General features: G+C 64.7%; 20 protein-coding genes. 9 read left to right on the top strand and 11 right to left on the bottom strand.

The annotated features are described in order from the left end of the window. Window positions 1-72: 72 nt before the first annotated feature. The 3 genes from DSD28_RS02160 to DSD28_RS02150 are packed head-to-tail and all read right to left on the bottom strand — an operon-like array spanning window position 73 to window position 4,996. On the bottom strand, window positions 73-1,185 hold the full coding sequence (locus DSD28_RS02160) for an ABC transporter permease (protein WP_119254698.1): 1,113 nt from the start codon (window positions 1,183-1,185) through the stop codon (window positions 73-75). After that, window positions 1,185-3,932: a ribosome-associated ATPase/putative transporter RbbA gene (gene rbbA / locus DSD28_RS02155; RefSeq protein WP_119254697.1), complete on the bottom strand. Its 2,748-nt coding sequence runs from the start codon at window positions 3,930-3,932 to the stop codon at window positions 1,185-1,187. The genes DSD28_RS02160 and rbbA overlap by 1 nt, the downstream gene beginning before the upstream one ends. Continuing rightward, entirely contained in the window at window positions 3,929-4,996 is a 1,068-nt protein-coding gene (locus tag DSD28_RS02150; RefSeq protein ID WP_119254963.1) for an HlyD family secretion protein, read from the bottom strand. Before DSD28_RS02150 ends, rbbA begins: the two co-directional genes overlap by 4 nt. A gap of 356 nt (window positions 4,997-5,352) precedes the next feature. Between DSD28_RS02150 and DSD28_RS02145 the strand changes: the two genes are divergently transcribed. Further along, entirely contained in the window at window positions 5,353-5,877 is a 525-nt protein-coding gene (locus DSD28_RS02145) for an Hsp20/alpha crystallin family protein (RefSeq protein WP_119254696.1), read from the top strand. A gap of 59 nt (window positions 5,878-5,936) precedes the next feature. Next, window positions 5,937-6,365 carry a DUF2267 domain-containing protein gene (locus DSD28_RS02140; protein ID WP_119254695.1) on the top strand — a complete coding sequence of 143 codons (429 nt, stop codon included), beginning with the start codon at window positions 5,937-5,939 and terminating at the stop codon, window positions 6,363-6,365. Here DSD28_RS02140 and ftsH read toward each other — a convergent pair. Continuing rightward, a complete protein-coding gene (ftsH, locus tag DSD28_RS02135) occupies window positions 6,316-8,172 on the bottom strand; it encodes an ATP-dependent zinc metalloprotease FtsH (protein WP_119254694.1) in 1,857 nt (618 codons plus the stop codon). The two genes, DSD28_RS02140 and ftsH, sit on opposite strands and share 50 nt — an antisense overlap. 124 nt (window positions 8,173-8,296) lie before the next feature. On the opposite strand from ftsH, the gene DSD28_RS02130 reads away from it, so the two are divergent. The 7 genes from DSD28_RS02130 (at window position 8,297) to DSD28_RS02100 (ending at window position 13,734) form a co-directional block, all read left to right on the top strand. Continuing rightward, window positions 8,297-9,805 (top strand): PAS domain-containing sensor histidine kinase, encoded by a 1,509-nt coding sequence (locus DSD28_RS02130; RefSeq protein WP_119254693.1) that lies wholly within the window; start codon window positions 8,297-8,299, stop codon window positions 9,803-9,805. Further along, entirely contained in the window at window positions 9,795-10,421 is a 627-nt protein-coding gene (gene fixJ / locus DSD28_RS02125; protein ID WP_119254692.1) for a response regulator FixJ, read from the top strand. The genes DSD28_RS02130 and fixJ overlap by 11 nt, the downstream gene beginning before the upstream one ends. Before the next feature lie 173 nt (window positions 10,422-10,594). After that, window positions 10,595-11,182 carry a helix-turn-helix domain-containing protein gene (locus DSD28_RS02120; RefSeq protein WP_245424729.1) on the top strand — a complete coding sequence of 196 codons (588 nt, stop codon included), beginning with the start codon at window positions 10,595-10,597 and terminating at the stop codon, window positions 11,180-11,182. Window positions 11,183-11,280: 98 nt separating this feature from the next. After that, window positions 11,281-11,661, top strand: a complete 381-nt coding sequence (locus DSD28_RS02115; protein WP_245424704.1) for a host attachment protein — start codon at window positions 11,281-11,283, stop codon at window positions 11,659-11,661. Between the two features lie 36 nt (window positions 11,662-11,697). Further along, window positions 11,698-11,901, top strand: a complete 204-nt coding sequence (locus tag DSD28_RS02110; protein ID WP_119254689.1) for a hypothetical protein — start codon at window positions 11,698-11,700, stop codon at window positions 11,899-11,901. A 116-nt stretch (window positions 11,902-12,017) separates the two neighbouring features. Then, window positions 12,018-12,668 carry a BON domain-containing protein gene (locus DSD28_RS02105; protein WP_119254688.1) on the top strand — a complete coding sequence of 217 codons (651 nt, stop codon included), beginning with the start codon at window positions 12,018-12,020 and terminating at the stop codon, window positions 12,666-12,668. A gap of 82 nt (window positions 12,669-12,750) precedes the next feature. Next, window positions 12,751-13,734 carry a zinc-dependent alcohol dehydrogenase family protein gene (locus DSD28_RS02100; protein ID WP_119254687.1) on the top strand — a complete coding sequence of 328 codons (984 nt, stop codon included), beginning with the start codon at window positions 12,751-12,753 and terminating at the stop codon, window positions 13,732-13,734. 11 nt (window positions 13,735-13,745) lie between these two features. On the opposite strand, the gene DSD28_RS02095 is transcribed toward DSD28_RS02100, so the two are convergent. From DSD28_RS02095 to arcD, 7 genes are all read right to left on the bottom strand, one after another. After that, window positions 13,746-14,339, bottom strand: a complete 594-nt coding sequence (locus tag DSD28_RS02095) for an NAD(P)H-dependent oxidoreductase (protein WP_119254962.1) — start codon at window positions 14,337-14,339, stop codon at window positions 13,746-13,748. Between the two features lie 59 nt (window positions 14,340-14,398). After that, entirely contained in the window at window positions 14,399-16,987 is a 2,589-nt protein-coding gene (gene mgtA / locus DSD28_RS02090; protein ID WP_119254686.1) for a magnesium-translocating P-type ATPase, read from the bottom strand. Window positions 16,988-17,025: 38 nt separating this feature from the next. Further along, window positions 17,026-17,847 carry a universal stress protein gene (locus DSD28_RS02085; RefSeq protein ID WP_119254685.1) on the bottom strand — a complete coding sequence of 274 codons (822 nt, stop codon included), beginning with the start codon at window positions 17,845-17,847 and terminating at the stop codon, window positions 17,026-17,028. 96 nt (window positions 17,848-17,943) lie between these two features. Then, window positions 17,944-18,852, bottom strand: coding sequence for a carbamate kinase (gene arcC, locus DSD28_RS02080; protein ID WP_119254684.1), 909 nt, complete (start codon window positions 18,850-18,852; stop codon window positions 17,944-17,946). Window position 18,853: 1 nt separating this feature from the next. Next, window positions 18,854-19,855, bottom strand: coding sequence for an ornithine carbamoyltransferase (argF, locus tag DSD28_RS02075; protein WP_119254683.1), 1,002 nt, complete (start codon window positions 19,853-19,855; stop codon window positions 18,854-18,856). 16 nt (window positions 19,856-19,871) lie between these two features. Continuing rightward, window positions 19,872-21,089, bottom strand: coding sequence for an arginine deiminase (locus tag DSD28_RS02070; RefSeq protein ID WP_119254682.1), 1,218 nt, complete (start codon window positions 21,087-21,089; stop codon window positions 19,872-19,874). Window positions 21,090-21,109: 20 nt separating this feature from the next. Beyond that, window positions 21,110-22,579 (bottom strand): arginine-ornithine antiporter, encoded by a 1,470-nt coding sequence (gene arcD / locus DSD28_RS02065; protein WP_119254681.1) that lies wholly within the window; start codon window positions 22,577-22,579, stop codon window positions 21,110-21,112. Window positions 22,580-22,697 lie beyond the last annotated feature (118 nt).

Below are 22,697 nucleotides of genomic sequence, written 5' to 3'. Positions count from 1 at the left end.
CTCTTAAAAGGAATCGAACTATCGGCCCGATCTTGAACCGAAAAATCTCATGCACAATCGTGAGATTGGATTCTATTGCAGGAAATGCCGAAAGCGGCTCAGGGAGAAGGCGAAAAGAGTCCCGCCGATCAAGAACATTGCGACAAGCTGAGGCCAGACCATGTCCAGTCCCGCGCCGCGGAACAGAACGGCCTGCGCCAGGATCACGAAATGCGTGTTGGGCGCCGCCAACATGATGAACTGGATGGCATCGGGCATGCTTTCGCGCGGGGTGACGCCGCCCGACAGCAGTTGCAGCGGCATCAGCACCATCATCAGCAGGAGCCCGAACTGCGGCATCGAGCCGGCCACGGTGGCAAGGAAGATGCCAAGGCACGTCATTGCGAAGATATCGAGCGCCGCGCCGGCAAGGAACAGGGTAAGCGAGCCGTTGACGGGCACGGCGAGCAGGCCCTCCACGACGAAGACGAGACTGAAGGCGGCAGCGGCCAGCACGACGATGCCCATCGACCAGACCTTGCTCACCATGATCTCGAAGGCCGTCACCGGCATCACCAAAAGATGCTCGATCGTGCCATGCTCGCGCTCGCGGATGAGCGCGGCGCCGGTCAGCACGATCGACAGCATGGTGATCGACGTGATGACATCGCTGATCGCACCGAACCATCCCTTGTCCAGCTCCGGGTTGAAGCGGGCGCGCAGGTCGAGGGAGACTGGCAGCACGGTTTGCGCGCGGTGGCCGGCGAGGAATTCGTCCACCTCACCCGATACGATCGCCTGGACATAGCCGCCGCCGGTAAAAGCCTGCGACATGCGCGTCGCGTCGATGTTGAGCTGGAGGGTCGGGGCCCGGCCCGCGAGAAGGTCGCGCTGGAAGCCCGACGGGATGTCGAGCGCGAAGGTGTCGAGGCCGGCATCCATGCGGCTGTCCATCTCCTGCTGCGAGATGAGCGACGGCGCGAGGAAATAGGGCGGGTAGAAGGCGCTGGCGATGCGCGCCGACAGGGCCGAGCGGTCCTCGTCGACGATGGCGATCGGCGCCCGGTTGAGCGTTTCCGGCATCGCCTTCGAGGCGGTGTAGATCGCCAGCGTGAAGGCGTGGACGATCAGGAGGAGAAGCACCGGATCGCGGCCGAGGCCGCGCAGTTCCTTCATGCCGAGATGGAGGATGTTCGCTGCCCGCATCAACGTGCCCGCTTTCTGAGGAAGAGTACGCCAAGGCCGACCAGGACCGGTATGGCGATGAGCAGCGGCGTGAAGGCGCTAGCGAGGTCCGCAAGGCCGAGTGCCTTGGAGAAGGTGCCGCGCGCGATGGTGATGAAATGGGTCGTCGGATAGATCCGGCCGATGAAGGCGCCGAACCCCTGAAGCGACGTCACCGGATCGATGAGGCCGGAATATTGCGAGGCGGGCAGCATGGTGACGAGCGCGGTCGCGAAGATCGCCGCGATCTGGCTGTTCAGGAAGGTGGAAAGAACGAGCCCCATCGCCGTCGCCACGATGACATAGAGGAAGGCCGCTGCCGACAGGGTGGCGAAGCTGCCGGTGAAGGGCACGTCGAAGACGAAGACGGCGAAGGCCGTCATCAGGACGAAATTCATCATCGCCACGGCCACGTAGGGGATTTGCTTGCCGATCAGGAATTCCAGCCGCGTCACCGGAGTGACATAGAAATTGACAATCGAGCCCAGTTCCTTCTCGCGCACCACGCTCAACACCGCCAGCATGGACGGGATCATCAACAGCAGCATGGGAATGACCGCAGGCACCATGGCGTCAAGACTGCGCACATCGGGATTGTAGCGGTAGCGGACCTCAAGCTGGAAATCGCCCCCCGCGGCATCCTTGCCGTAGGTCTCGCGCGCCTTCTGCGCAAGCCAGGCCATGTGCATGCCTTCGACATAGCCGCGCACGGTCTCCGCCCGCATGGGCATCGCGCCGTCGATCCAGGCGCCGACGGCGACGGGGCGGCCGCGCGCCAGGTCACGTCCGAAGCCCGGCGGGATTTCCAGCGCAAGGCTGATCTCGCCGCTTTCCATGCGCCGGTCCATGTCGGCATGGCCAGCGAGCGGCCGCCTTTCCGTGAAGAAGCGCGAGCCCGAGAGCTGGAGGCCGTAATCCCGGCTGATGGCGGTGTCGTCCTGGTCGAGCACGGCAAAGGAAAGGTTCTCGACATCCATGTTGATGCCGTAGCCGATCACCACCATCAGGATCAGGCTGCCGATGATGGCCAGCGTCGCGCGGATCGGGTCGCGCAGCAATTCGAGCGTTTCGCGCCGCGTATAGGCGAACATCCGCCGGAGGTCGAAAAAGCGGCGCTGGGGACGCGGGCTTTCCTCCTGCGGCGGCGGTGCTTCCGGCACGGACGCGGTGGCCCCTTCGGCCGACGCGGCCTCTTCCAGATAGTCGACGAAGGCGGCTTCCAGCGTATCGGCGTTGCGGCCGGCGACGATGGCCGCCGGCGTGTCGCTGACGAGGACCTTGCCGGCATGCATCAGCGAAATGCGGTCGCAGCGCTCGGCCTCGTTCATGAAATGGGTCGACACGAAGATGGTGACGCCCCGGCGCCGCGACAGGTCGACGAGAATGCGCCAGAAGCCGTCGCGCGCCACCGGATCAACGCCGGAGGTCGGCTCGTCGAGGATCAGGATATCGGGCGCATGGATCGTCGCGACGGCCAGCGACAGCCGCTGGCGGATGCCGAGCGGCAGGGCGCCGGGCAGCGCGTCCATGTGGCCGGCCAGCGCGAACTGCCGGGCCTCCTCCTCGACCCGTGCCGCGATATCGGCGGCGGGCATGCCGAAGAGGCGCGCGTGCAGCTCCAGATTCTGGCGGACCGTGAGTTCCGAATAGAGGGAGAAACCCTGCGACATATAGCCGACACGCCGCCGCACCGCGATGTCGCGCGGATCGATCTTGCGGCCGAACAGGCTTGCCCTCCCGCCGCTCGCCTCCAGGAGGCCGGTCAGTATCTTCATCGTGGTCGTCTTGCCGCAGCCGTTCGAGCCGACGAAACCGAAGATCTCGCCGCGCGCGATACGGAAGCTCACGTCGTCCACGGCCGTGAAATCGCCGAAACGCCGGCTCAGATGTTCCGCCTCGATGGCGATCTCCCCGTCCATATCGGCGGGGCGCGGCGGAATGACGACCTGATGGTGCTCCGCGCGCTTTTCGGCGGGCAGCAGGGCGATGAAGGCGGCGTCGAGGTCGGAGGTATCCGTATGGCGCAGAAGCTCGTCCGGCGTGCCGGAGGCGAGGATCCGCCCGCCGTCCATCGCCACCAGCCAGTCGAAGCGTGCGGCCTCCTCCATATAGGCCGTGGCGACGATCACGCTCATGCCCTCGCGGCGGACGCGGATCCGTTCGATCAACTGCCAGAACTGTCGGCGGGCCAGCGGATCGACGCCGGTCGTCGGCTCGTCGAGGATCAGGAGGTCCGGATCATGGATCAGCGCGCAGCAAAGGCCGAGTTTCTGCTTCATGCCGCCCGAAAGCTTGGCTACGGGCCGATCGGCGAAAGGCGCAAGCCCGGTGCTATCGAGAAGCTCGGCGATACGCCGCTCCCGCTCCTGCCGCCCGTGGCCGAAAAGCCGGCCGAAGAAATCGATATTGTCGAAGACGGAGAGGGTCGGATAGAGGTTGCGCCCGAGGCCCTGCGGCATGTAGGCGATGCGCGGATAGACGGCGTGCCGGTGCGCGGACCGCGCCATGTCGCCGCCAAGCACCTCGATATGCCCCTCCTGCATTGTCCGCGCCCCGGCGATCAGCGACAGCAGGCTGGACTTGCCGACGCCGTCGGGGCCGATGAGCCCCACCATGCAGCCGGCCGGCATGTCGAGCGTGACGGCATCGAGCGCCTGCGTCCTGCCATAGGAAAGCCCGACATTTTTCAGCCGGGCCACCCGGCGCGGCGCGGTTGCCTGCGGGGTCATTGCAAGAGGGTTCCCTTGAGGGCGGCGGGCCATTCCGCCTTCGGGTCGAGCCGGATATAGGCGACGCCGGGAAGGCCCGTCTTCACCTGCTGGATATATTTGCGCAGGAGCTCCGGCGCGATCTTCGCCTTGATCCGGAACATCAGCTTCTGGCGCTCCTCCTCGGTCTCGACCGTCTTCGGGGTGAACTGCGCCACGTCGGCGACGAAGGTCGCCCGGGCGGGGATGACATATTGGGGCGCGGCGTCGAGAACGAGCCGGACCTCCGTGCCGATGGCGACACGGCCGGCATCGGCCGTGGGCAGGAAGAACGTCATGGAGACGTCGCCGAGATCGACGAGGTTGAGCACCCGGCCACCGCTGCCGAGCACCTCGCCCGGCTGGGCGACGCGATACTGCACGCGCCCGTCGCGCGGCGCCCGCAGCGTCCCGTCGTCGATTTCCGTGTCGATGGCCTCGATGGCGGCGCGCGCCGCGTCGACGGCGGCCTCCGCATCCACGACCATCGCCCGCGCCGCGTTGATCGCCGCCTCGCTCGCCGCAAGCTGCGCCCTTGCGGCGGCGACAGCGGCGGCGGCGCTGCGCTCGGCCGCGCGGCCATTGTCGAGGATTTGCTGCGAGATCGTGTTGCTGGCGGCAAGCTGTTCCGAGCGCGCCAGCGTGCGCTGCGCAACATCGTGCTCGGCCTCGCACTGCGTCACCACGGCGGCGGCCGCCGTCTTCTCGGCCTCCCGCTGGGCGATCAGCGTCCCGGCGGTGTCCACGCCGATGGAGGCGCGCTGCAACTGCGCCTCCGCCTGCCGGCGACGAGCCGAAAGTTCCGCCGTATCCATGCGGGCCAGCACATCGCCCGCCTTCACGAAGTCGCCTTCATCAACGAGGATATCCTTGATCCGCCCCGGCGATTTCGCCGAGACATCGATCTCGACGGCCTCGATGCGCCCGTTGCCGCTCGCCAGCCCGTCCGGCAGCGCGCCGTTTCCGGCCTGCCGCCAGGCATAGAACCCGCCGACCGCAAGGGCCGCGAGCAGGAGAAGGGCGAGCCAGAGCCGGTTGCCGGCCATCATGACGGCATTCCTTCCCTGGCAAGCGGGCCGATGCAGGCCCCCTGATGCTCGTTGCCTGTTTCCGGTGATACGATCACGGCCGTTGCTCCGTCTTGAAAGTCTTCAGAATGAAAATCAGAACCCGGCCGCGACGACCTTGATCCGCGTCAATGCGGCAAGACGGCGGCCGGCGTTTTCTGGGATGCCTGCCGGATCGAGCCGATCAGGCGAAGCAAGGCCCGGCGCGGCAGCGCGCCGACGAGCGACTTTTCGGCGGGAAACACCGCCGCCCCTCCGCCCCGCCGTTCTGGGCGCGCGAAAAAGACCGGGGTGACGGCAATGAGGACGATTATTCAACGCAAAGGAGATCAATCATGGCCGAAGCTGCCACCAAAATGCCCGTCACGAAGACGACCGCCCCTGCCAAGCGCGACGAGCGCCGTCCGCTGGAAAGCCTGCGGCGTGAGATCGACCAGCTTTTCGAGAGCTTCCATCCCTTCGACTGGCGCCTGCCGTCGAGCGTCTTCGGCTTCGAATTGCCGCGCATGTCCCGCGATGAATGGCAGGTGCTGCCCGCCATGGACCTCGTGGAGAAGACCGACGCCTACGAGATCACGGCCGAGCTTCCCGGCATCGACGAGAAGAACGTGGAGATCAAGCTCTCCAATCATACGCTGACGATCAAGGGCGAAAAGCAGGAGGCAAAAGAAGAAAAGCAGAAGGACTACTATCTCTCCGAGCGCCGCTACGGCTCGTTCCAGCGCAGTTTCCAGCTTCCCGACGGGGTGGACGCCGACAAGATCGACGCCGCCTTCGCCAAGGGCGTGCTGACCGTCAAGCTGCCCAAGACCGCCGAGGCGAAGCAGGCGGAAAAGACCATCGCAGTCAAGGCTGCATAATCATTGCGACCATCACCGGTGCGCCGGCCGGCGCACCGGGATTTTCCAGGGAGACCCGCATGAGCGGCACATCGATCACCAATTTCACCCAGGCCGCGCAACAGGCGCAGCAATGGGTCAACGAACTCGCCGAGGATCTCGGCTGGACGCAGCCGCGGGCCTATCACCTGCTGCGGTGCGTGCTGCACGCCCTGCGTGACTGGCTTTCGACGGAAGAGATGACGGACCTCTCCTCGCAACTGCCCGTTCTGGTGCGGGGCATCTATTTCGAGAACTGGAAACCCCTCGATACGCCCGTATGGGAGCGCAAGAAAGAGGATTTCATCGCCCGCGTCGAGGACGCCTTTTCCGGCGACATGCTCAACGACCCGGACGAGGCCGTGCGTGCCGTTTTCCGCCTGCTCGACAGGCACATTTCCCATGGCGAGATCGTGCAGGTCAGGAACTCGATGAAGAAACCGCTGCGCGATCTCTGGCCGGCGGCATGATCTTGCTTTCGGAAGCCCGCCGAAGCGGCGGAAAATCGTCGGGCGTGATCGTCTCGCGCTCGATAAGCAGGCGGGCGCCCGCCCGGAGATCTTCAATGCGGGCGTGCAGCAGATCCCGCGCCGCGGTGGCCGCCTCATCCAGCATGCCGCGCACGGCAAGATCGACTTCCCGCGCCGTCGCCTCGGCATAGTCCCTCGGCTGCAGCCGCGCGCCGTCGCCCAGCCATTGCTGCTTCTCTTCTTCCAATACCGCCGGGCCGAGCGTGGAACTCATGCCGAAACGGGTGACGCTCTGACGCGCGACATCGGTCGCCTTGGACAGATCGTCGGCCGCTCCCGTCGATATCTCCTCGTAGATGACCTCTTCCGCCGCGCGACCGGCCAGCAGCACGACCATCCGTTCCTTCAGTTCGCTGGCGGTGATGAGGAAGCGGTCGTCGGTGGGCCGTTGCAGCGTATAGCCGAGCGCACCGATCGAGCGGGGAATGATCGAGACCTTGTGGACGGGATCGGTCTTCGAAAGCGAGGCGGCGGCGAGCGCATGGCCCATCTCGTGATAGGCGACACGTTCGCGCTCCTCGGGCCGGAGCAGCCGGCCGCGCCGCTCGGCGCCGGCGACGATGCGCTCCACCGCCTCGGTGAAATCGGCCATGGTCACCTCGTCCGCGTCGCGGCGGGTGGCGAAGATCGCCGCCTCGTTGACGAGATTGGCAAGATCAGCGCCGGTAAAACCGGGAGTAATCCCCGCGATGTCTCCGACATTCAACCCCGGCGCGGTCCTGACCTGCTTCATGTGAACCTTAAGGATCGCCTCGCGCCCCTTGCGATCCGGCCGGTCGAGCACGACCTGACGGTCGAAGCGGCCAGCACGCGTCAATGCCGGATCGAGAATTTCCGGCCGGTTCGTCGCCGCCAGCAGGACGATGCCGACGCGCGGATCGAAGCCGTCGAGCTCGGAGAGCAACTGGTTGAGCGTCTGCTCCTTTTCGTCGCCGCCGCCATAACCGCTAAAAGGGGTGCGCGCCCGACCGAGCGCATCAAGTTCGTCGATAAAGATGATGCACGGGGCCGCCTTGCGCGCCTGTTCGAAGAGGTCGCGCACCCGCGCCGCCCCGACGCCGACGAACATCTCAACGAATTCCGAACCGGAGATCGAGAAGAACGGCACACCGGCTTCGCCCGCGACCGCGCGGGCCATCAGCGTCTTGCCGGTACCGGGCGGGCCGACGAGCAGGATGCCCTTGGGAATGCGCGCCCCGAGGCGGCCGTATTTGTCCTTGTCCTTCAGGAAGGACACGATCTCCATCAGCTCCAGCTTCGCCTCGTCGACCCCCGCGACGTCCTCGAAGCTCACGCCGGTCTCGCGCTCGACATAGACCTTCGCCTTGGACTTGCCGATATTGATGAGCCCGCCCATGCCCTGCCGCTCGGCGAAACCGCGAAAGAGGAACATCCACACGCCGAAGAAGAGCAGCACCGGCAGGACCCAGGACAGGATCGTGGTGAGCCAGTTGCTGTCGCTACCGCCCGTCACCTTGACGCCCGCCTTCTCGAAGGCCGCCGCCGCGTCCGGATCGACGCGGGTGGACAGGAAGAGGCTCTTGCCGTCCACCGGCGTCTTGAAGTGGCCCTGGACGCTGGTTTCCGTGATGGTGACCGACGCCACCTTGCCCTCGCCCACCATCTGCATCAGTTCGGTATGGGAAAGCTGGGCGACGTCTCGCCAGGCAAGCCATGTCTGGAATGCGCCGAGCAGAAATAGCGCCAGAAGGAAGTAACCGACATTGAGCGTGTGTTTCCGGTCCATATCGCGCCGCTCCTGTTCGAATATGCCTGTCTTACTTCCTTTCATGTCCGGGCGGCTGTATCCTTGACGCCGGTCAAATCTCTCCTCCCGATGGCGCCCGGGCTGGCGTCCCGTTAGGAAAACCATGCCGGCGCGCGATCTACCCGGATTGCAGGGACGCTTCCTGCAGGCAATCTTTTCTCGCCGCTTCGAGGGAGGCGTCGGGTATGGGTTGGCGCTGGTGTTGGTGGCATCGGTTTTCGCTTTTCGCTGGCTGCTTCAGGGCGTATTCGGGAATACCGCGACATTCATCCTTTTCATTCCGGTTATCCTCGTCGCTGCCATCGCCGGCGGCATGGGGCCTGGCCTTTTAGCACTGGCCCTTTCGCTCGCCAGCGCGACCTATGTCGCCGGCCCCAACGGAACAATCTGGCTTCAGGTCACAGTCTTCGCGCTCGTCGGGCTGGCGATCACGTGGATGGGCGAGATGCTGCACCACGCGCGCAGGGCCATAGACAGAACCGAAAGCGCGCTCAGGGCGCGGGAGGCGCATCTCCGCTCGATCCTCGACACCGTGCCCGACGCGACGGTCGTCATCGACGAACAGGCGCGCATCACCTCTTTCAGCGCCGCCGCCGTGCGGCAGTTCGGCTATACCGAGGCTGAGGTGCTCGGCCGAAACGTCGATATCCTCATGCCGGAACCCTATCATCGCGAGCACGACGGATATATCGAGCGCTACGTCAGAACGGGCGAGAAGCGCATCATCGGGGTGGACCGCGTGGTCGTGGGCCTTCGTCGGGACGGCTCGACCTTTCCAATGAAGCTCGCGGTCGGGGAGGTGCAATCTTCGAATGGCCGTTTCTTCACGGGCTTCATTCGCGACCTGACCGAACGCGAGGAGTCCGAGGCGCGGCTGCAGGAAATCCAGAACGAACTGGCGCGGCTCGCGCGGCTCAACGAACTGGGAGAAATGGCCTCCACGCTGGCGCATGAACTCAACCAGCCGCTGGCGGCCATCGCAAACTATTCCCAGGGCTGTGTCAGGCTGCTGGACGGCATGACGGAGGAACCCGTCGCCCAGATGCGGGAGGCGCTGGAAGAGACCGCAAAGCAATCATTGCGAGCCGGCGAAATCATCCGCCACCTTCGCGAGTTCGTCACGCGTGGCGAAACGGAAAAAGCGCCGCACGACATGCGCAAACTGATCGAGGAAGCCGGTGCGCTCGCCCTTGTCGGGTCAAGGGAACTCGGCATCCGATCGGTTTTCGCCTTTTCGCCTAATACCAAAGCGGTTCTTGTCGACCGCGTCCAGATTCAGCAGGTTCTCATCAATCTGATGCGCAACGCCATGGAAGCCATGCGCGATAGCGGGCGACGCGAACTGGTCGTGCGCACCCTGACGGACGGAGCCGATCAGGTCGTCGTGGAAGTCGCCGATACAGGGCCAGGCATTTCCGACGAGATCGCTTCCCGGCTGTTCCAGCCTTTCGTCACCAGCAAGGCGAGCGGCATGGGTATAGGGCTGTCCATATCCAAGCGTATCGTGGAGGCCCATCGGGGCGAGATATCGGCGCGGCGCAACGAGAGCGGCGGAACGACGTTCCGGTTCTCCTTGCCGGTTGCCGGACAGGGGGCGGACTATGAAACCTGATAGCTATGTCGTGCATATTGTCGACGACGAAGAGCCGGTGCGCAAATCGCTGGCCTTTCTTCTCACCATGTCGGGTTTCACAGTGCGCGTGCACGAATCCGCCACCCATTTCCTCGCCGTCGCGCCGACACTCGCCCATGCCTGTCTGGTGACCGACCTGCGGATGCCGGATATGAGCGGCGTCGAGCTGCTGGAGAAACTCGGCGCAATCAAAGCCCTCCCCCCGGCAATCGTGATCACCGGGCACGGCGACGTGCCGATGGCAGTGTCGGCCATGAAGGCCGGCGCGATCGATTTCATCGAAAAGCCGTTTGAGGACGGAACCCTGATCGACGCGATCACGCGGGCTGCCAGCCGATTGGAAGACACAGTCGAGGTTTCCGGCGATACCGGGGCGTTGCGGACACGCCTGAGCAGCCTTTCGGATCGAGAGCGCGAGGTCCTCTCCGCCGTCGTCTCCGGCCTGCCCAACAAGACGATCGCCTACGATCTCGACATCAGCCCGCGCACGGTAGAGGTCCACCGCGCCAACATCATGTCGAAGATGCAAGCAAAAAGCCTTGCCGAACTCGTCCGAATGGCTATCGCCCTCAAGGTCGCCAGCACCCGTCGTTGAGGCCGCCGCCAACGGCGCGGGCAGACTGCTAAGCATTTTCCCCTACGGACATGACCGAATTTCGTTTCGCAGGATTTGCGCGATGATCTCCCATCGACTTCAGGGAGAAAATCATGACCGTTCATGAAGATATTCTGACATCGTTTCATCGCAGGGCCGCCTTCGATCCGGGGATGGCCGGTCGTCGACCGGCAAGCGACGCGCCGACATTCTTTCCCGCCGGCGCGGAAATCTATGCGCAGGGCGAAAAGTGCGGCAGCCTCTATACCGTGGAGTTCGGCGCCGTGCGGGTCTATCGGCTGCTGGCGGATGGACGACGCCAGATTTCCGCCTTTCACCTCGCCGGGGAGATGTTCGGGTTCGAGACCGACGCCAACCACCATTTCTTTGCCGAAGCAACATGCGCAACGGGCATAAGAATGCAGCGCACCACGCCGCTCCATGGTGATCATGCCGGCGCACTGCTTCCCATGGCCCTGCAAAGCCTCGTTCGGGCGCAGGAGCATCTGCTCGTGCTCGGCCGGCAGAACGCGACGGAACGCGTCGCCGCCTTCCTTCTCGACATGTCGGAGCGCCAGGGCGGCCTGCGGCTGATCGAGCTGCAAATGGCTCGCGCCGATATCGGCGACTATCTCGGCCTCAGCATCGAAACCGTTTCCCGCGTGTTTTCAAGGCTCCGCCAGAAAGGCGTCATCCGGCTGCCGAACCTTCGCGGCGTGGAGATCGTCAAAAGGCAGGCACTGCACGATCTCGCTGCCTGATGCACAGTGACCTGAGGCAGGTCGTTGATTCCGCCGACCCGACAGTAGGGCGCGGCCCAACAGGGAGAACCACAATGATCCTACCCAATGGCGCGACAGTGGCGGTCGTCGACGGCCACAGATTGCTTCTCTTCAAGAACATGGCCCACGAGCCCGGCATCGAACTCCTCGCCCTGCCCACGCCCCGGCTGCCGGAAGGACATGGCGGCTCCGGCGCACACCACAGGAACAGCATCGCCAACCCGGACAAGATGCGCCTCCTCGAAGACGATTTCGCCGCCACGGCCTGCGCCGCGCTTAACCGGGCGGCTGTCGCCTGCGAGATCACCACGCTGCTCATCATCGCGGACGCGCGAACCCTCGGCGAAATGCGTCGGCACTTTCATCGGAGTCTGAAGGAACGGCTGCTTGGCGAAATCGTCAAGGACATGACCGGACGCTCCAAAACGGAGATCGAGGCTGCTATTCGAACGGCCTGAGCGCCTTCGCATCCGGCTCCTCGTAGACATCGCTCAATGTGGCAACCGGTTTCCACCGCTCCCTACAATCAGGATATCGAACTGGCAGTCGTCGACCGCGACGGAACGCACACGCTGATCTTTCCCTGCCGGCGCACGCTGGTCGGGTGGGTGAAATCGGGCACGCGTGAGCGTGTCGATGTGTCCCCCACCCATTGGCGGCCTTGGGGCGATGGCGAGAAGCCCGCCAGCGACAGCTAGGTGACGTTCGAAAAATGCCGATTTTGACGCCGGTCAACGCATGCAGGCCTTTCCCGTCGGAGAATGAACAGGCTCAGGGCGGGAATGGTGCCCGCCGGAAGAACGAGGTGAAAGTCATGAATGACAGCACATTGAGACAGGACATCCTGGACGAACTCGACTTCGAACCCAGCATCGACGCGGCCGATATCGGCGTGGCGGTGGAGAACGGCATCATCACGCTGACCGGGCATGTCCCGACCTACAGCCAGAAACTCAAGATCGAGGACGTCGTGGGACGGGTCAAGGGCGTCAAGGGCATCGCCCAGGAGATCGAAGTACGGCCATTCGGAACCAACCGCACGGCCGATGACGAAATCGCCAAGCGCGCCATCAATTCGATCGCCTGGAACACATCGGTCCCCGACAACGCCGTGCAGGTGAAGGTCCAGAAGGGCTGGATCACGCTGAGCGGCAAGGTCGACTGGCAATATCAGCGGATCGCGGCCGCCAATGCGGTGCGTGACCTCGCCGGCGTCATCGGCGTGACGAACCAGGTCGAGATCAAGCACCACGTCTCGGCGCTCGACGTGAAGAAGCGGATCGAAGATGCGCTGAAACGCAATGCGGAGGTCGAAGCGCAGGCAATCAAAGTCGCCGTTCTCGATGGCGGCAAGGTACGCCTGGACGGCCGGGTCCATGCGTGGTCCGAACGCCGTGCCGCCGAACAGGCTGCCTGGGCCGCCGCCGGCGTCCATGCGGTCGAAGACCACATTTCCGTCGGATGATGTGACACGACTGACGACGGCCGACGAGGCGGGAGCAATGCTTCCGCCTCACATTTTTCGCATCTTCTACTGGAGGTCAGCGATGAAGGCGATGATCCTGGAAAGACCGAGAACAAGGCTTGTCCTGGTTGAACATCCCGATCCGATCCCTGGACCGGGCGAAATAAGGCTGACGGTCGAGGCCTGCGCGGTGTGCCGCACGGATCTCCACGTCGTCGACGGCGAGCTGGAACATCCGAAGCTGCCGCTTGTGCCGGGGCATGAGATCGTCGGCATCGTCGAGGCCGTCGGGCCCGGTGTCGATGCCTCTCGGCTCGGCCGGCGCGTCGGCGTGCCCTGGCTCGGGCATACCTGCGGCACCTGCCCCTATTGCCGGTCCGATGCGGAAAACCTTTGCGATGCGCCGCTTTTCACCGGCTACACGCGTGATGGCGGTTTTGCCACCCATGCGGTGGCCGACGCCGGCTTCGCCTTCGATCTCGACCCCGACGCCGATCCGGTTGCGCTGGCCCCCCTCCTGTGCGCGGGGCTAATCGGGTGGCGGGCCTTGACGAAAGCGGGCGAGGGAAAGCGCATCGGGCTCTATGGCTTCGGCGCCGCGGCCCATATCATCGCGCAGGTCTGCGTCTGGCAGGGCCGCGAGGTCTATGCTTTCACCCGGCCTGGCGATACGGATGCGCAGCAATTTGCGCTCGGCCTCGGCGCCGTCTGGGCCGGCGGTTCACAGGAGGTGCCGTCAGTTCCGCTCGATGCTGCACTGATCTTCGCCCCTGTGGGTGAACTCGTGCCGGCGGCGCTACGCGCGGTTCGCAAGGCGGGCCGTGTCGTTTGCGGCGGCATTCACATGAGCGACATCCCGTCCATGCCCTATGCGGTGCTGTGGGAGGAGCGGGAGCTCGTCTCCGTGGCCAACCTGACGCGGCGCGACGCGGAGACATTCTTTCCGGTGGCGCATGCCGCCGGCGTGCGCACGCACACCACGACCTATCCCCTCGCCGCAGCCAACGAAGCTCTTGCCGATCTCAGGGCGGGCCGTCTCAACGGCGCGGCCGTGCTGGTGCCTTGAGACCTTGCCGGTCAGCCGGCGCGCGCACCGAGGGCCCGCATCTTCGTGAGCGATTTTGCGCGCGTCTCGGCGCTTGCGCCATCTACCATGCCGAACAGCGTTTCCCGGACGGGGCTGATGCCCACGAAGTTCAGGATGTTGCGGCGTATACCCGCGACGCCGTGGCCGAGATACCAGAGCCGGTAGAAGAAGGCGGGCATGCCCATGGTCACGATGATCCGCGCGGAACGCCCCTTGAGCAGCGTTCGCGCGAAACCGCCGCCGCCCGCTTCTGAATAGGCGAATGCGACGCCGGGGCGCATCACCTGCTCCAGAAAGGCTTTCAATAAGGCCGGCATCGTACCGAGCCATAGCGGGAAGACGAAGACGATGTGCTCGGCATGCCGGATTGCCTCAACCGCTGCCTCCAGCGTCACCGGCAGGGGGCGCTGCTCGAATTCCTCCATCGAACGCAACGGGGGGAAGTCAAGCGCCGCGACATCGATAAGCTGCACCTCATGTCCCGCGGAACGGGCTCCATCAGCATAGCTGGCGGTGAGCGCCCGGCAAAGCCGTTTCGGTTCCGGGTCGGGATGGCCGATGATGACGAGGATGCGGCGCGGCATGGCGATCTCCTGATGAACCACCATCAAATCCTTTTGCCGCGTCGGTGCCTTGACCCGGGTCAAACGCGGCGCCGTACTTGCCTGCGGTGGCGCTCGCGCGCGAAGAACCAGTGTTTTGCCGTTTCCGAAACCGCCAGATAGGCAAGCGTGATCGCGATCAGACCGCCGACGACCGGCAGCGGTAGAGCAACGAAGCCGAACCAGTCCGCGCCGGGCAGATAGGGGATCGCGATGGCAAACACGGCGACGGCCAGCGTCAGCGAGGAAAGTAAGGCGCTCGGGCGGCTGCGCCAGAAGGCTACATGCGTCCGCACAACGAGAACGATGGCAAGCTGAGTAACCAAGGATTCAACAAACCACCCGGTCTGGAATACCGAGGCCGTCGCCCCAGCGACGAGGAGGAGGAAGGCGAAGGTCACCAAATCGAAAAGCGAGCTGACCAGACCGAAGGTCACCATGAAGCGGCGCACGAAGGCAATGTCCCAGCGTCGCGGCGTGCGGACCTGATCGAGGTCGACATTGTCGGTGGCGATGGCGAGCGACGGCATGTCTGCCAGGAAATTGTTGAGCAGGATCTGCGGTGCGAGCAGCGGCAGGAACGGCAGGGCGAGCGAGGCGAAGGCCATCGAAACCATATTGCCGAAATTCGCGCTGGTGGTGATGGAAATGTATTTCATCGTGTTGGCGAAGGTTTTCCGTCCGTCGTCGATCCCGCGCAGCAGCACGCCGAGGTCGCGCTGGAGCAGGATCATGTCGGCCGCCTCGCGCGCCACGTCCACCGCGCCCTCGACGGAAATGCCGACATCGGCCTCGTGCAGGGCCGGTGCATCGTTGATGCCGTCGCCGAGATAGCCGACGACATGGCCGTGCTTGCGCAGCGCCGCGATAATGCGCTCCTTCTGGTTCGGATCGATCTCCGCGAAGATATCGTTCTGGGAGACGCGGCGCACCAGTGCCTCCTTCGTCAGTCGGCTCACCTCGGTTCCTGTGAGGACGCGGCGGTGCGGCAGCCCCACGGTTTCGGCAAGATGGGCAGCGACATAGCGATTGTCGCCCGTAATGATCTTCACCTTGATGCCACGGGATGCCAGCGCCTTCAGCGTTTCCGCCATGCCCGTCTTGGGTGGATCGAAGAACAGCAGGAAGCCGGCAAGGGCAAGATCGGCCTCGTCCTCCCGGCGATAGCTGTCCTGCCGCGCGAAGCGGCGCACGGCCAGTCCGAGAACGCGATATCCCTTTCCGCTCCAGGCCTGCACCCTCCCATCGATCGCCGCAGCCGCGGCTGCATCGAGCGGCACCGGCGCGCCGTCCTCGGCAAGCACGAAGGAGCAGGCCCCGACCACGGTCTGCACCGCGCCCTTGCAGATCATCAGGTCTTCCGGCTCCTCCGCCCGACGGACGACGACGGAGAGCCGCTTGCGGATGAAATCATAGGGGATCTCGTCTACCTTGGCATAGGCGGCAATGTCGTCCCGCGCGCCCTTTCCGGAGGCGATGGCCTCGTCCAGCGGGTTCGCCATTCCCGTCTGCAATGTGGCGTTCAGCAGCGCCCAAAGCCGCACCTGCGGTGCATCGGTCCCGGCAACGTCCAGGCAGGCGTCGAGATGAATGACACCTTCCGTCAGGGTACCGGTCTTGTCCGTGCACAGAAGGTCCATGCTGCCGAGGTTCTCGATGGCGTCGAGCCGACGCACGATGACGCCGTTCGCGGCCATGGTGCGGGCACCACGCGCCAGCGTCACGCTGATGATCGCCGGCAGCAGTTCGGGCGTCAGCCCCACGGCGAGCGCCAGGGAAAACAGCAGCGAATCCACCGCCGGGCGATGCAGCAGGAGATTGGCGAAGAAGACGAGGATGACGATGACCAGCATAATCTCCGTCATGAGATAGCCGAAGCGGCGAATGCCGCGCGCGAAATCCGTCTCCGGCGCGACATGGGCGATGGTCGCGGCGATGGAGGCGAACTCGGTCGCGCCGCCCGTCTTCACGACCACCATCTTCGCCGTGCCGCTGCGCACGGAGGTGCCGGTGAAGGCCGTGTTCGTCCGTTGGCCGAGGCGGGCTTCGGGCGGGCAGATGCCCGCCGTCTTGATCACCGGGAAGGTCTCGCCGGTCAGCGCCGCCTCACTGACATTGAAGTCGCGCGTCTCCAGGAGAATGCCGTCGGCCGGGATGAGGTTTCCCGCCGAAAGCCGCACGATATCACCCGGCACGATCTCCTCGACGGGAAGCAGGGTTTCCCGCCCGTCGCGCAGCACGAGGGCCTTGCGGGCGATGCGGGCGGTAAGCGCCTGCATGGCGCGGGAGGCGCCATATTCCTGCGAGAAGGAAAGAACGCAGCTCGCCAGCACGATGACGCCGATGATGACCGCCTCGCTGCCCTCACCGACGACACCCGATACGATGGCAGCAAAGATGAGGATAAGGACAAGCGGGCTGCGGAATTGCCGCGCAAAAGCCGCAAGCGCCGAACCACCTTGCCCCGCCCGGATCGTATTGGCCCCGATGCGGTTGAGGCGGTTCCTCGCGGCCTCGCTCGAAAGCCCGCTTGTGCGGGTATCCAGCCGCGCAAGGAGAGCCTCGGCGGAAATGGACCAATAGGCCGGCACCGAATCCACGGCCTGCGACGGCGACGTTTCCGGCTGCATTTTCGTGTCTCCGCCTGCGACCGCTCGTTCCAGATCCGTCAGTTGGACATGAAACGGCTGATCCGGATCTCGTCGAGCAGCGATCGGGTCATACCGCCGAACGCCCACTCCCTGAGGCGGCTGTGCCCATAGGCGCCGGATACGACGAGATCGGCGTCGTGCCGATCGACGAGTTCGATCAGGCTGTCGGTTTCCCGACCGCTTTCAATGGTTTCACTGCGTGCGGTCACCCCATGAGCTGCGAGAAAGGATACCACGTCGCCCAAGCTCTCGCGCGCCCACTGATCGATGGCCGGAGCCACCGTCGCAACCACGACGTCATCGGCAGCCTGCAACAACGGCATGGCGTCGGCGACCGCCCGCCGCGCCTCGCGCGTATCCTTCCACGCAACGACGATCTTCCGGCCGACGCGGTGGTCCGTGTCGTTCCCGACGACCAGGAGAGGCCGGCCCAGCTGCAGCACCGCGCTGCCCGGATCGACCCGGCGCGCCGTGTCTTTCGTCGCCGCGCCGTCGGCAGCCCCGGTGACGACGATGTCGGCGATCCTCGCCGCTTGGGTCAGCGCATAGGTCGGCCTTTCCTGCGCGACGCGCCAGTCGGTCGCGACAGCACCGGCAACCAGCGCCTCAAATTCCTTGCGCAGGTCCTTGAAACGGCGCTCGTCGTCGTCGCGCATCTGCCGCCACACCTGCGCCGCCAGTTCCGCACCTTCCGGCCCCGTGACCGGAAGGTAGGCATCGGCCGCGCAGAAGCCGGTCAGCTTGGCGTTCCACCGTTGAGCCAGCTCGTTTGCCGCCTTCACGATCGGAACGATCGGCCCTTCGATATCCAGATTAACAAGAATGGATTTGTAGCTCACTGGACTGTCCTCCGTCCTGCCTGCCTATTTGTTGAGAAGATAGCCGTTTGGGTGCACGACACCTTGACGCGGGTCAAACGCGGCCGTGCCGATGCCTCACGCATCCACCGGTTCGATCCATGTTCCTCGTAGGCCCGCGACGATCTCCACGGCATCCTCGAGCCGGCCGATCGCGGCCGGCTTACCGGCATCGGCGAACGCGATGCCTGCCTCGACCTTCGGCCGCATCGAGCCCGCGGGAAAATCGCCCGGCGCAAGATCCGATGCCTTCACGATGCCGAGAGGAACGGCGGCATCCGTGCCCCAGCCACGATAAACGGCGTCGACATCGGTCAACATGAGAAGAAAGTCCGCATGAAGCTGGCGCGCGAGGAGTGCGGAAGCAAAATCCTTGTCGATGACGGCCTCTATGCCGATAAGGCTGCCATCTTCCCGTTCCACGACGGGGATGCCCCCGCCGCCGGCGCAAATAACGATGACACCGCGTTCGACGAGCAGGCCGAGCACCTCCGCTTCGAGGATCGCCAAGGGTTTCGGCGAGGCGACGACACGGCGCCATTTGTCATTGTCGGGTGCGATCTGCCAGCCCCGCTCCGCCGCCAGCCGTCGCGCCGTCGTTTCGTCGTAGACGGGGCCAATGGGCTTTGTCGGTGCCCTGAAGGCGCAATCCCGAGGATCGACTCGAACCTGCGTCAGAAGCGTGGCGAACAGCCGATCCTGGACGACATTGCCGAGTTCCTGCTGAAGCACATAACCAATCATCCCGGCACTTTCGGCATCGAGCACGTCGAGGGGAAAAGGCGCATCGGGCGTCGTTGCCGCCTGGAGCGCAAGCAGCCCGACCTGCGGCCCGTTGCCATGGGTAATCACCAGCGCATGGCCCGCAGCGATCAGCTTGGCCAGCACCGCCGCCGCGCGGCGAATGTTGGCGCGCTGGTTCTCTGCCGTCATTGGCTCGCCGCGCCGCAGGAGGGCGTTGCCGCCGAGAGCGACGACGATCCGCATGTCAGCCTCCGATGGTGGCGACGAGGATCGCCTTGATCGTGTGCATGCGGTTCTCCGCCTGGTCAAAGACCACGGATGCGGCGGATTCGAAAACTTCGTCGGTAACTTCCATGCAATCGATGCCGAAGCTGCTGGCGATATCCCGCCCGACCTCCGTCTCGGTATTATGGAAGGCGGGCAGGCAATGCATGAACTTGGCATGCGGCCTTCTCGTGGCCGCCATGAGGTCGCGGGTCACACGATAGGGCGTCAGAAGTTCGATGCGCTCTCGCCAGGCATTTTCATTCTCGCCCATGGAAAGCCAGACGTCCGTATAGACGAAATCAGCCCCGAGCACGGCCGCGTTCACATCCTCGTCCAGCCTGAAGCTGCCGCCGCTCGTTTCGGCCAGGCCGCGAACGTGATCGCAGAACCCATCATCCGGCCAGAGAGAACGGGGCGAGGCGATCCTCATGTCCATGCCGACCTTCGCTGCACCGATCGCCAGCGACGTCGCCACGTTGTCACGCCCCTCACCGACGAAGACGAGTGTCATGTCGGAGAGGTGCTTGTGCGAGAATTCGCGCATGGTCATGAAATCGGCGAGCACCTGGGTCGGGTGCGCCTCGTCGGTCAGCCCGTTATAGACCGGAACCCCGGCATAGGCAGCCAGTTCGTCCGCCTGATGCTGACTGAAGCCTCGGAACTCGATGGCGTCATACATGCGCCCGAGCACGCGCGCCGTGTCCTTCATCGATTCCTTGTGGCCGATGTGGCTGCCGGAAGGGCCAATATAGGTGACATGCGCTCCCTGGTCGTAAGCTGCGACCTCGAAGCCGGAGCGCGTGCGGGTCGAGTCCTTCTCGAAGATCAGGGCGATGTTCTTGCGGACAAGCCGCTGCACCTCCGTTCCCGCCTGCTTCGCCGCCTTGAGTTCGGCGCCGAGACGCAGCAGGTAGCGGATCTCCGCGCCGGAAAAATCGTCCAGCGTCAGCACATTGCGACCATGCAGATTGACGGGCATGTCAGTTCCTCCTTCGTCAGATCGGGTCGCGCGCGATGGGGCAGGTCATGCAATGGCCACCGCCACGCCCTCGGCTGAGCTCGGCGCCCTCCACGGTGATGACCTCTATGCCGGACCGACGCAGCAGCGTGTTGGTGTAGACGTTGCGGTCGTAGCCGATGACCACGCCCGGCTCGACGGCGACGACATTGTTGCCGTCGTCCCATTGCTCGCGCTCCGATTCATAGGCGTCGCCGCCAGTTGAGACGATGCGCAGCGTCTTCAGTCCCATTGCCTCCTTCACCACCTCCACGAAGGGTTTCGTCTCCTCGATGACGTCGACGGCAGCCTCGCCCTCGCCCGGCCGCAGCGAAAAGGTACGCAGCCGCTCGACGACCGGCGGATACATGGTCGCGAGATCCCGATCGCAGAAGGTGAAAACGGTGTCGAGGTGCATGAACGAGCGGTCGCGCGGCATCAGCGCGGCGACGACATGGGTTGCCTCGCCCGCCGAAAACAGGCTGCGCGCCAGCCCGCCGACCGCCTGCGGCGTCGTGCGCTCGCCCATGCCGACCAGCACGACACCCCCGCCGACCGGCATGACGTCGCCGCCTTCCAGGCTCACTCCGGGACCGGGATTGTCCGGCGAGACGAAAGGCAGGCCCGCATCGCGAAAGCGCGGATGGAACCGATAGACCGCTTCGACATTCGCCGCCTCGGGTTTGCGCGCGGCCCAGTACATGGCGTTGACGGATACCGAGCGGTAGATCCAGCAGGAGCTGTCGCGCATGAAGAGCTGGTTCGGCAGCGGCGGCAGCACGAAATCCTGAGGCAACAGCGTCCGGCCGGTGAGACCCGCCGGCTGGAAGGGCAGTTCGGCGCGGGCGATGCCGCCCACCAGCAGCATTGCGAGCCTGTCGGCCGGCACCTCGTCCAGCCAGCCGCGCAGCTCGCCCACCATGTCGTAGCCGACCACCGAGGCATCGACGCGCCGGTCGAGCAGCCAGTCGCGGGCATCCGGCAGCACCATCGTCTCGGCCAGCAGATCGCCGAACAGGTGCACGGTGACGCCGCGCTCGCGAAGGGCGTCGACAAAAACATCATGCTCCTGCCGGGCGCGCTTGACCCATAGCACGTCGTCGAACAGCAGCGCCCTGCAATTGTCCGGGGTGAGGCGGCGAAGGCTGAGGTCGGGCCGGTGCACGATCACCTCGCGCAGCCGACCGACTTCGGAATGAGCGCCAAGAGTGGTCATGACGATTCCTTTCGACGGGTTCACAGGGCGCTGACTGCGCCGGTCCACATGGCGTAGGCGGCATAAATCCCCACCGCGACCAGCGCAGCGGCGAGCACGGCCTCGACCGGATGGAAGACCCGCTCCTCATTTTCCCGCCGTGCCCAGACGAAGAAGACGATGCCCGGCGCATAGAGGATGGCGCACATGAAGAGGTAGGAGAGGCCGGCCGCATAGACGAGCCAGAGACCATAGACCGTTGCGAGAAGGCCGATCAGCATGGGACCGTTCCGGCCCTCGCCCTCGCGATAGCTTTCGCCTGTGATCGCAAGCTTTGCCGCATAGGCACCGGAGAAGATGTAGGGAACGAGGATTGCGGCCGAGGCAATGAAGAACAGCGCCTGATAGGTGCTTTGTGCAAACAGCGTGATGACGAGGAAAACCTGCACGAGCAGGTTGGTAATAAGCAGCGAGGTCGAAGGCACGCCGCGTGCGTTCTCGTGGCCGAAGAACTTCGGCATGGTGCCGTCGCGCCCGGCGACATGCGGAATCTCGGCGGCAAGCAGCGTCCAGCTCAGGAAGGCGCCGATGACGGAGACGACGAGCGCGAGATTGATGATCACCGCACCCCACGGCCCGACAACGGCCTCCAGAACCCCCGCCATGGACGGGTTCTTCAAGGCGGCGAGTTCCGGCTGGTTCAGGATGCCGAGCGAGAGCAGCGAGACGAGCGCATAGAGCGCAAGGCAGGTGAAAAAGCCGAGAACGGTTGCCGTGGCGATATCCTTGCGCCGCTCGGCACGGGCCGAAAAGACGCTGGCGCCCTCGATGCCGATGAACACCCAGAGCGTCACAAGCATCGTGCTCTTCACCTGGTTCATGATCGAGCCGAGCCCGGCATTGCCGAGGCCGGTGAAATCGGCGTTGAAGACATCGACCTTGAAGGCGACCGCGACGAGGCCGGCAAAAAGCACGATGGGCGCGATCTTGGCGACGGTGACGACGAGGTTGACGATCGCCGCCTGCCGCACGCCGGCCATGATAAGGAAATGGATCACCCAGAGAAGGACGGAGGCGCCGAGCACCGCCTGCCAGGTGTTCCCGTCGCCGAAGGCCGGGAAGAAGTAGGAGAGCGCGCTGAAGACAATGACCGCGTAGGAGACGTTGCCGACCCAGGCGCTGATCCAGTAGCCCCAGGCGCTGTTGAAGCCGATGAAAGGCCCGAACCCCGCCTTGGCATAGGCATAGGGGCCGGCGTCGAGTTCAGGCTTTCGCGTCGCCAGCGACTGGTAGACGAAGACCAGCGCCAGCATTCCCACGGCGGTGATCGCCCAGCCGATCATGATGGCGAGCGGTCCGGCCCCGGCCGCCATGTTTTGCGGCAGGCTGAAGACGCCCGAACCCACCATGGAGCCGATGACGAGCGCCGTCAGCGCGCCCAGATGCAGCTTGGTTTGCTTTGCCGCCGGAGCGGAGGTGGTGGAAGCGGAATGAACATCTGCGGCAGTCATGGCTGGTCTCCCGGAGTTCTTAAACATTGAAAAAGACTGCGCGCCATTGCCGCTCTTCGCCTTGACCGGCGTCAAAGCCCATCACGAAAGCAAGGCTCATTCTCTCCTGCGTTCAAAA

The sequence above is a fragment of the Shinella zoogloeoides genome, from assembly GCF_003574625.1.
Lineage (GTDB): Bacteria > Pseudomonadota > Alphaproteobacteria > Rhizobiales > Rhizobiaceae > Shinella > Shinella zoogloeoides_A.
Note: the sequence above shows the minus strand (reverse complement) of the source record. Positions and strands in the feature narration are given on the sequence as shown.

Coding starts and splice junctions, on each gene's coding strand:
- DSD28_RS02160 (WP_119254698.1), bottom strand. CDS start 1,185: ATGCGGGCAGCGAACATCCTCCATCTCGGCATGAAGGAACTGCGCGGC.
- rbbA (WP_119254697.1), bottom strand. CDS start 3,932: ATGACCCCGCAGGCAACCGCGCCGCGCCGGGTGGCCCGGCTGAAAAAT.
- DSD28_RS02150 (WP_119254963.1), bottom strand. CDS start 4,996: ATGGCCGGCAACCGGCTCTGGCTCGCCCTTCTCCTGCTCGCGGCCCTT.
- DSD28_RS02145 (WP_119254696.1), top strand. CDS start 5,353: ATGGCCGAAGCTGCCACCAAAATGCCCGTCACGAAGACGACCGCCCCT.
- DSD28_RS02140 (WP_119254695.1), top strand. CDS start 5,937: ATGAGCGGCACATCGATCACCAATTTCACCCAGGCCGCGCAACAGGCG.
- ftsH (WP_119254694.1), bottom strand. CDS start 8,172: ATGGACCGGAAACACACGCTCAATGTCGGTTACTTCCTTCTGGCGCTA.
- DSD28_RS02130 (WP_119254693.1), top strand. CDS start 8,297: ATGCCGGCGCGCGATCTACCCGGATTGCAGGGACGCTTCCTGCAGGCA.
- fixJ (WP_119254692.1), top strand. CDS start 9,795: ATGAAACCTGATAGCTATGTCGTGCATATTGTCGACGACGAAGAGCCG.
- DSD28_RS02120 (WP_245424729.1), top strand. CDS start 10,595: ATGGCCGGTCGTCGACCGGCAAGCGACGCGCCGACATTCTTTCCCGCC.
- DSD28_RS02110 (WP_119254689.1), top strand. CDS start 11,698: ATGTGGCAACCGGTTTCCACCGCTCCCTACAATCAGGATATCGAACTG.
- DSD28_RS02105 (WP_119254688.1), top strand. CDS start 12,018: ATGAATGACAGCACATTGAGACAGGACATCCTGGACGAACTCGACTTC.
- DSD28_RS02100 (WP_119254687.1), top strand. CDS start 12,751: ATGAAGGCGATGATCCTGGAAAGACCGAGAACAAGGCTTGTCCTGGTT.
- DSD28_RS02095 (WP_119254962.1), bottom strand. CDS start 14,339: ATGCCGCGCCGCATCCTCGTCATCATCGGCCATCCCGACCCGGAACCG.
- mgtA (WP_119254686.1), bottom strand. CDS start 16,987: ATGCAGCCGGAAACGTCGCCGTCGCAGGCCGTGGATTCGGTGCCGGCC.
- arcC (WP_119254684.1), bottom strand. CDS start 18,852: ATGCGGATCGTCGTCGCTCTCGGCGGCAACGCCCTCCTGCGGCGCGGC.
- argF (WP_119254683.1), bottom strand. CDS start 19,855: ATGCCCGTCAATCTGCATGGTCGCAATGTGCTGACGCTGGACGATTTT.
- DSD28_RS02070 (WP_119254682.1), bottom strand. CDS start 21,089: ATGACCACTCTTGGCGCTCATTCCGAAGTCGGTCGGCTGCGCGAGGTG.
- arcD (WP_119254681.1), bottom strand. CDS start 22,579: ATGACTGCCGCAGATGTTCATTCCGCTTCCACCACCTCCGCTCCGGCG.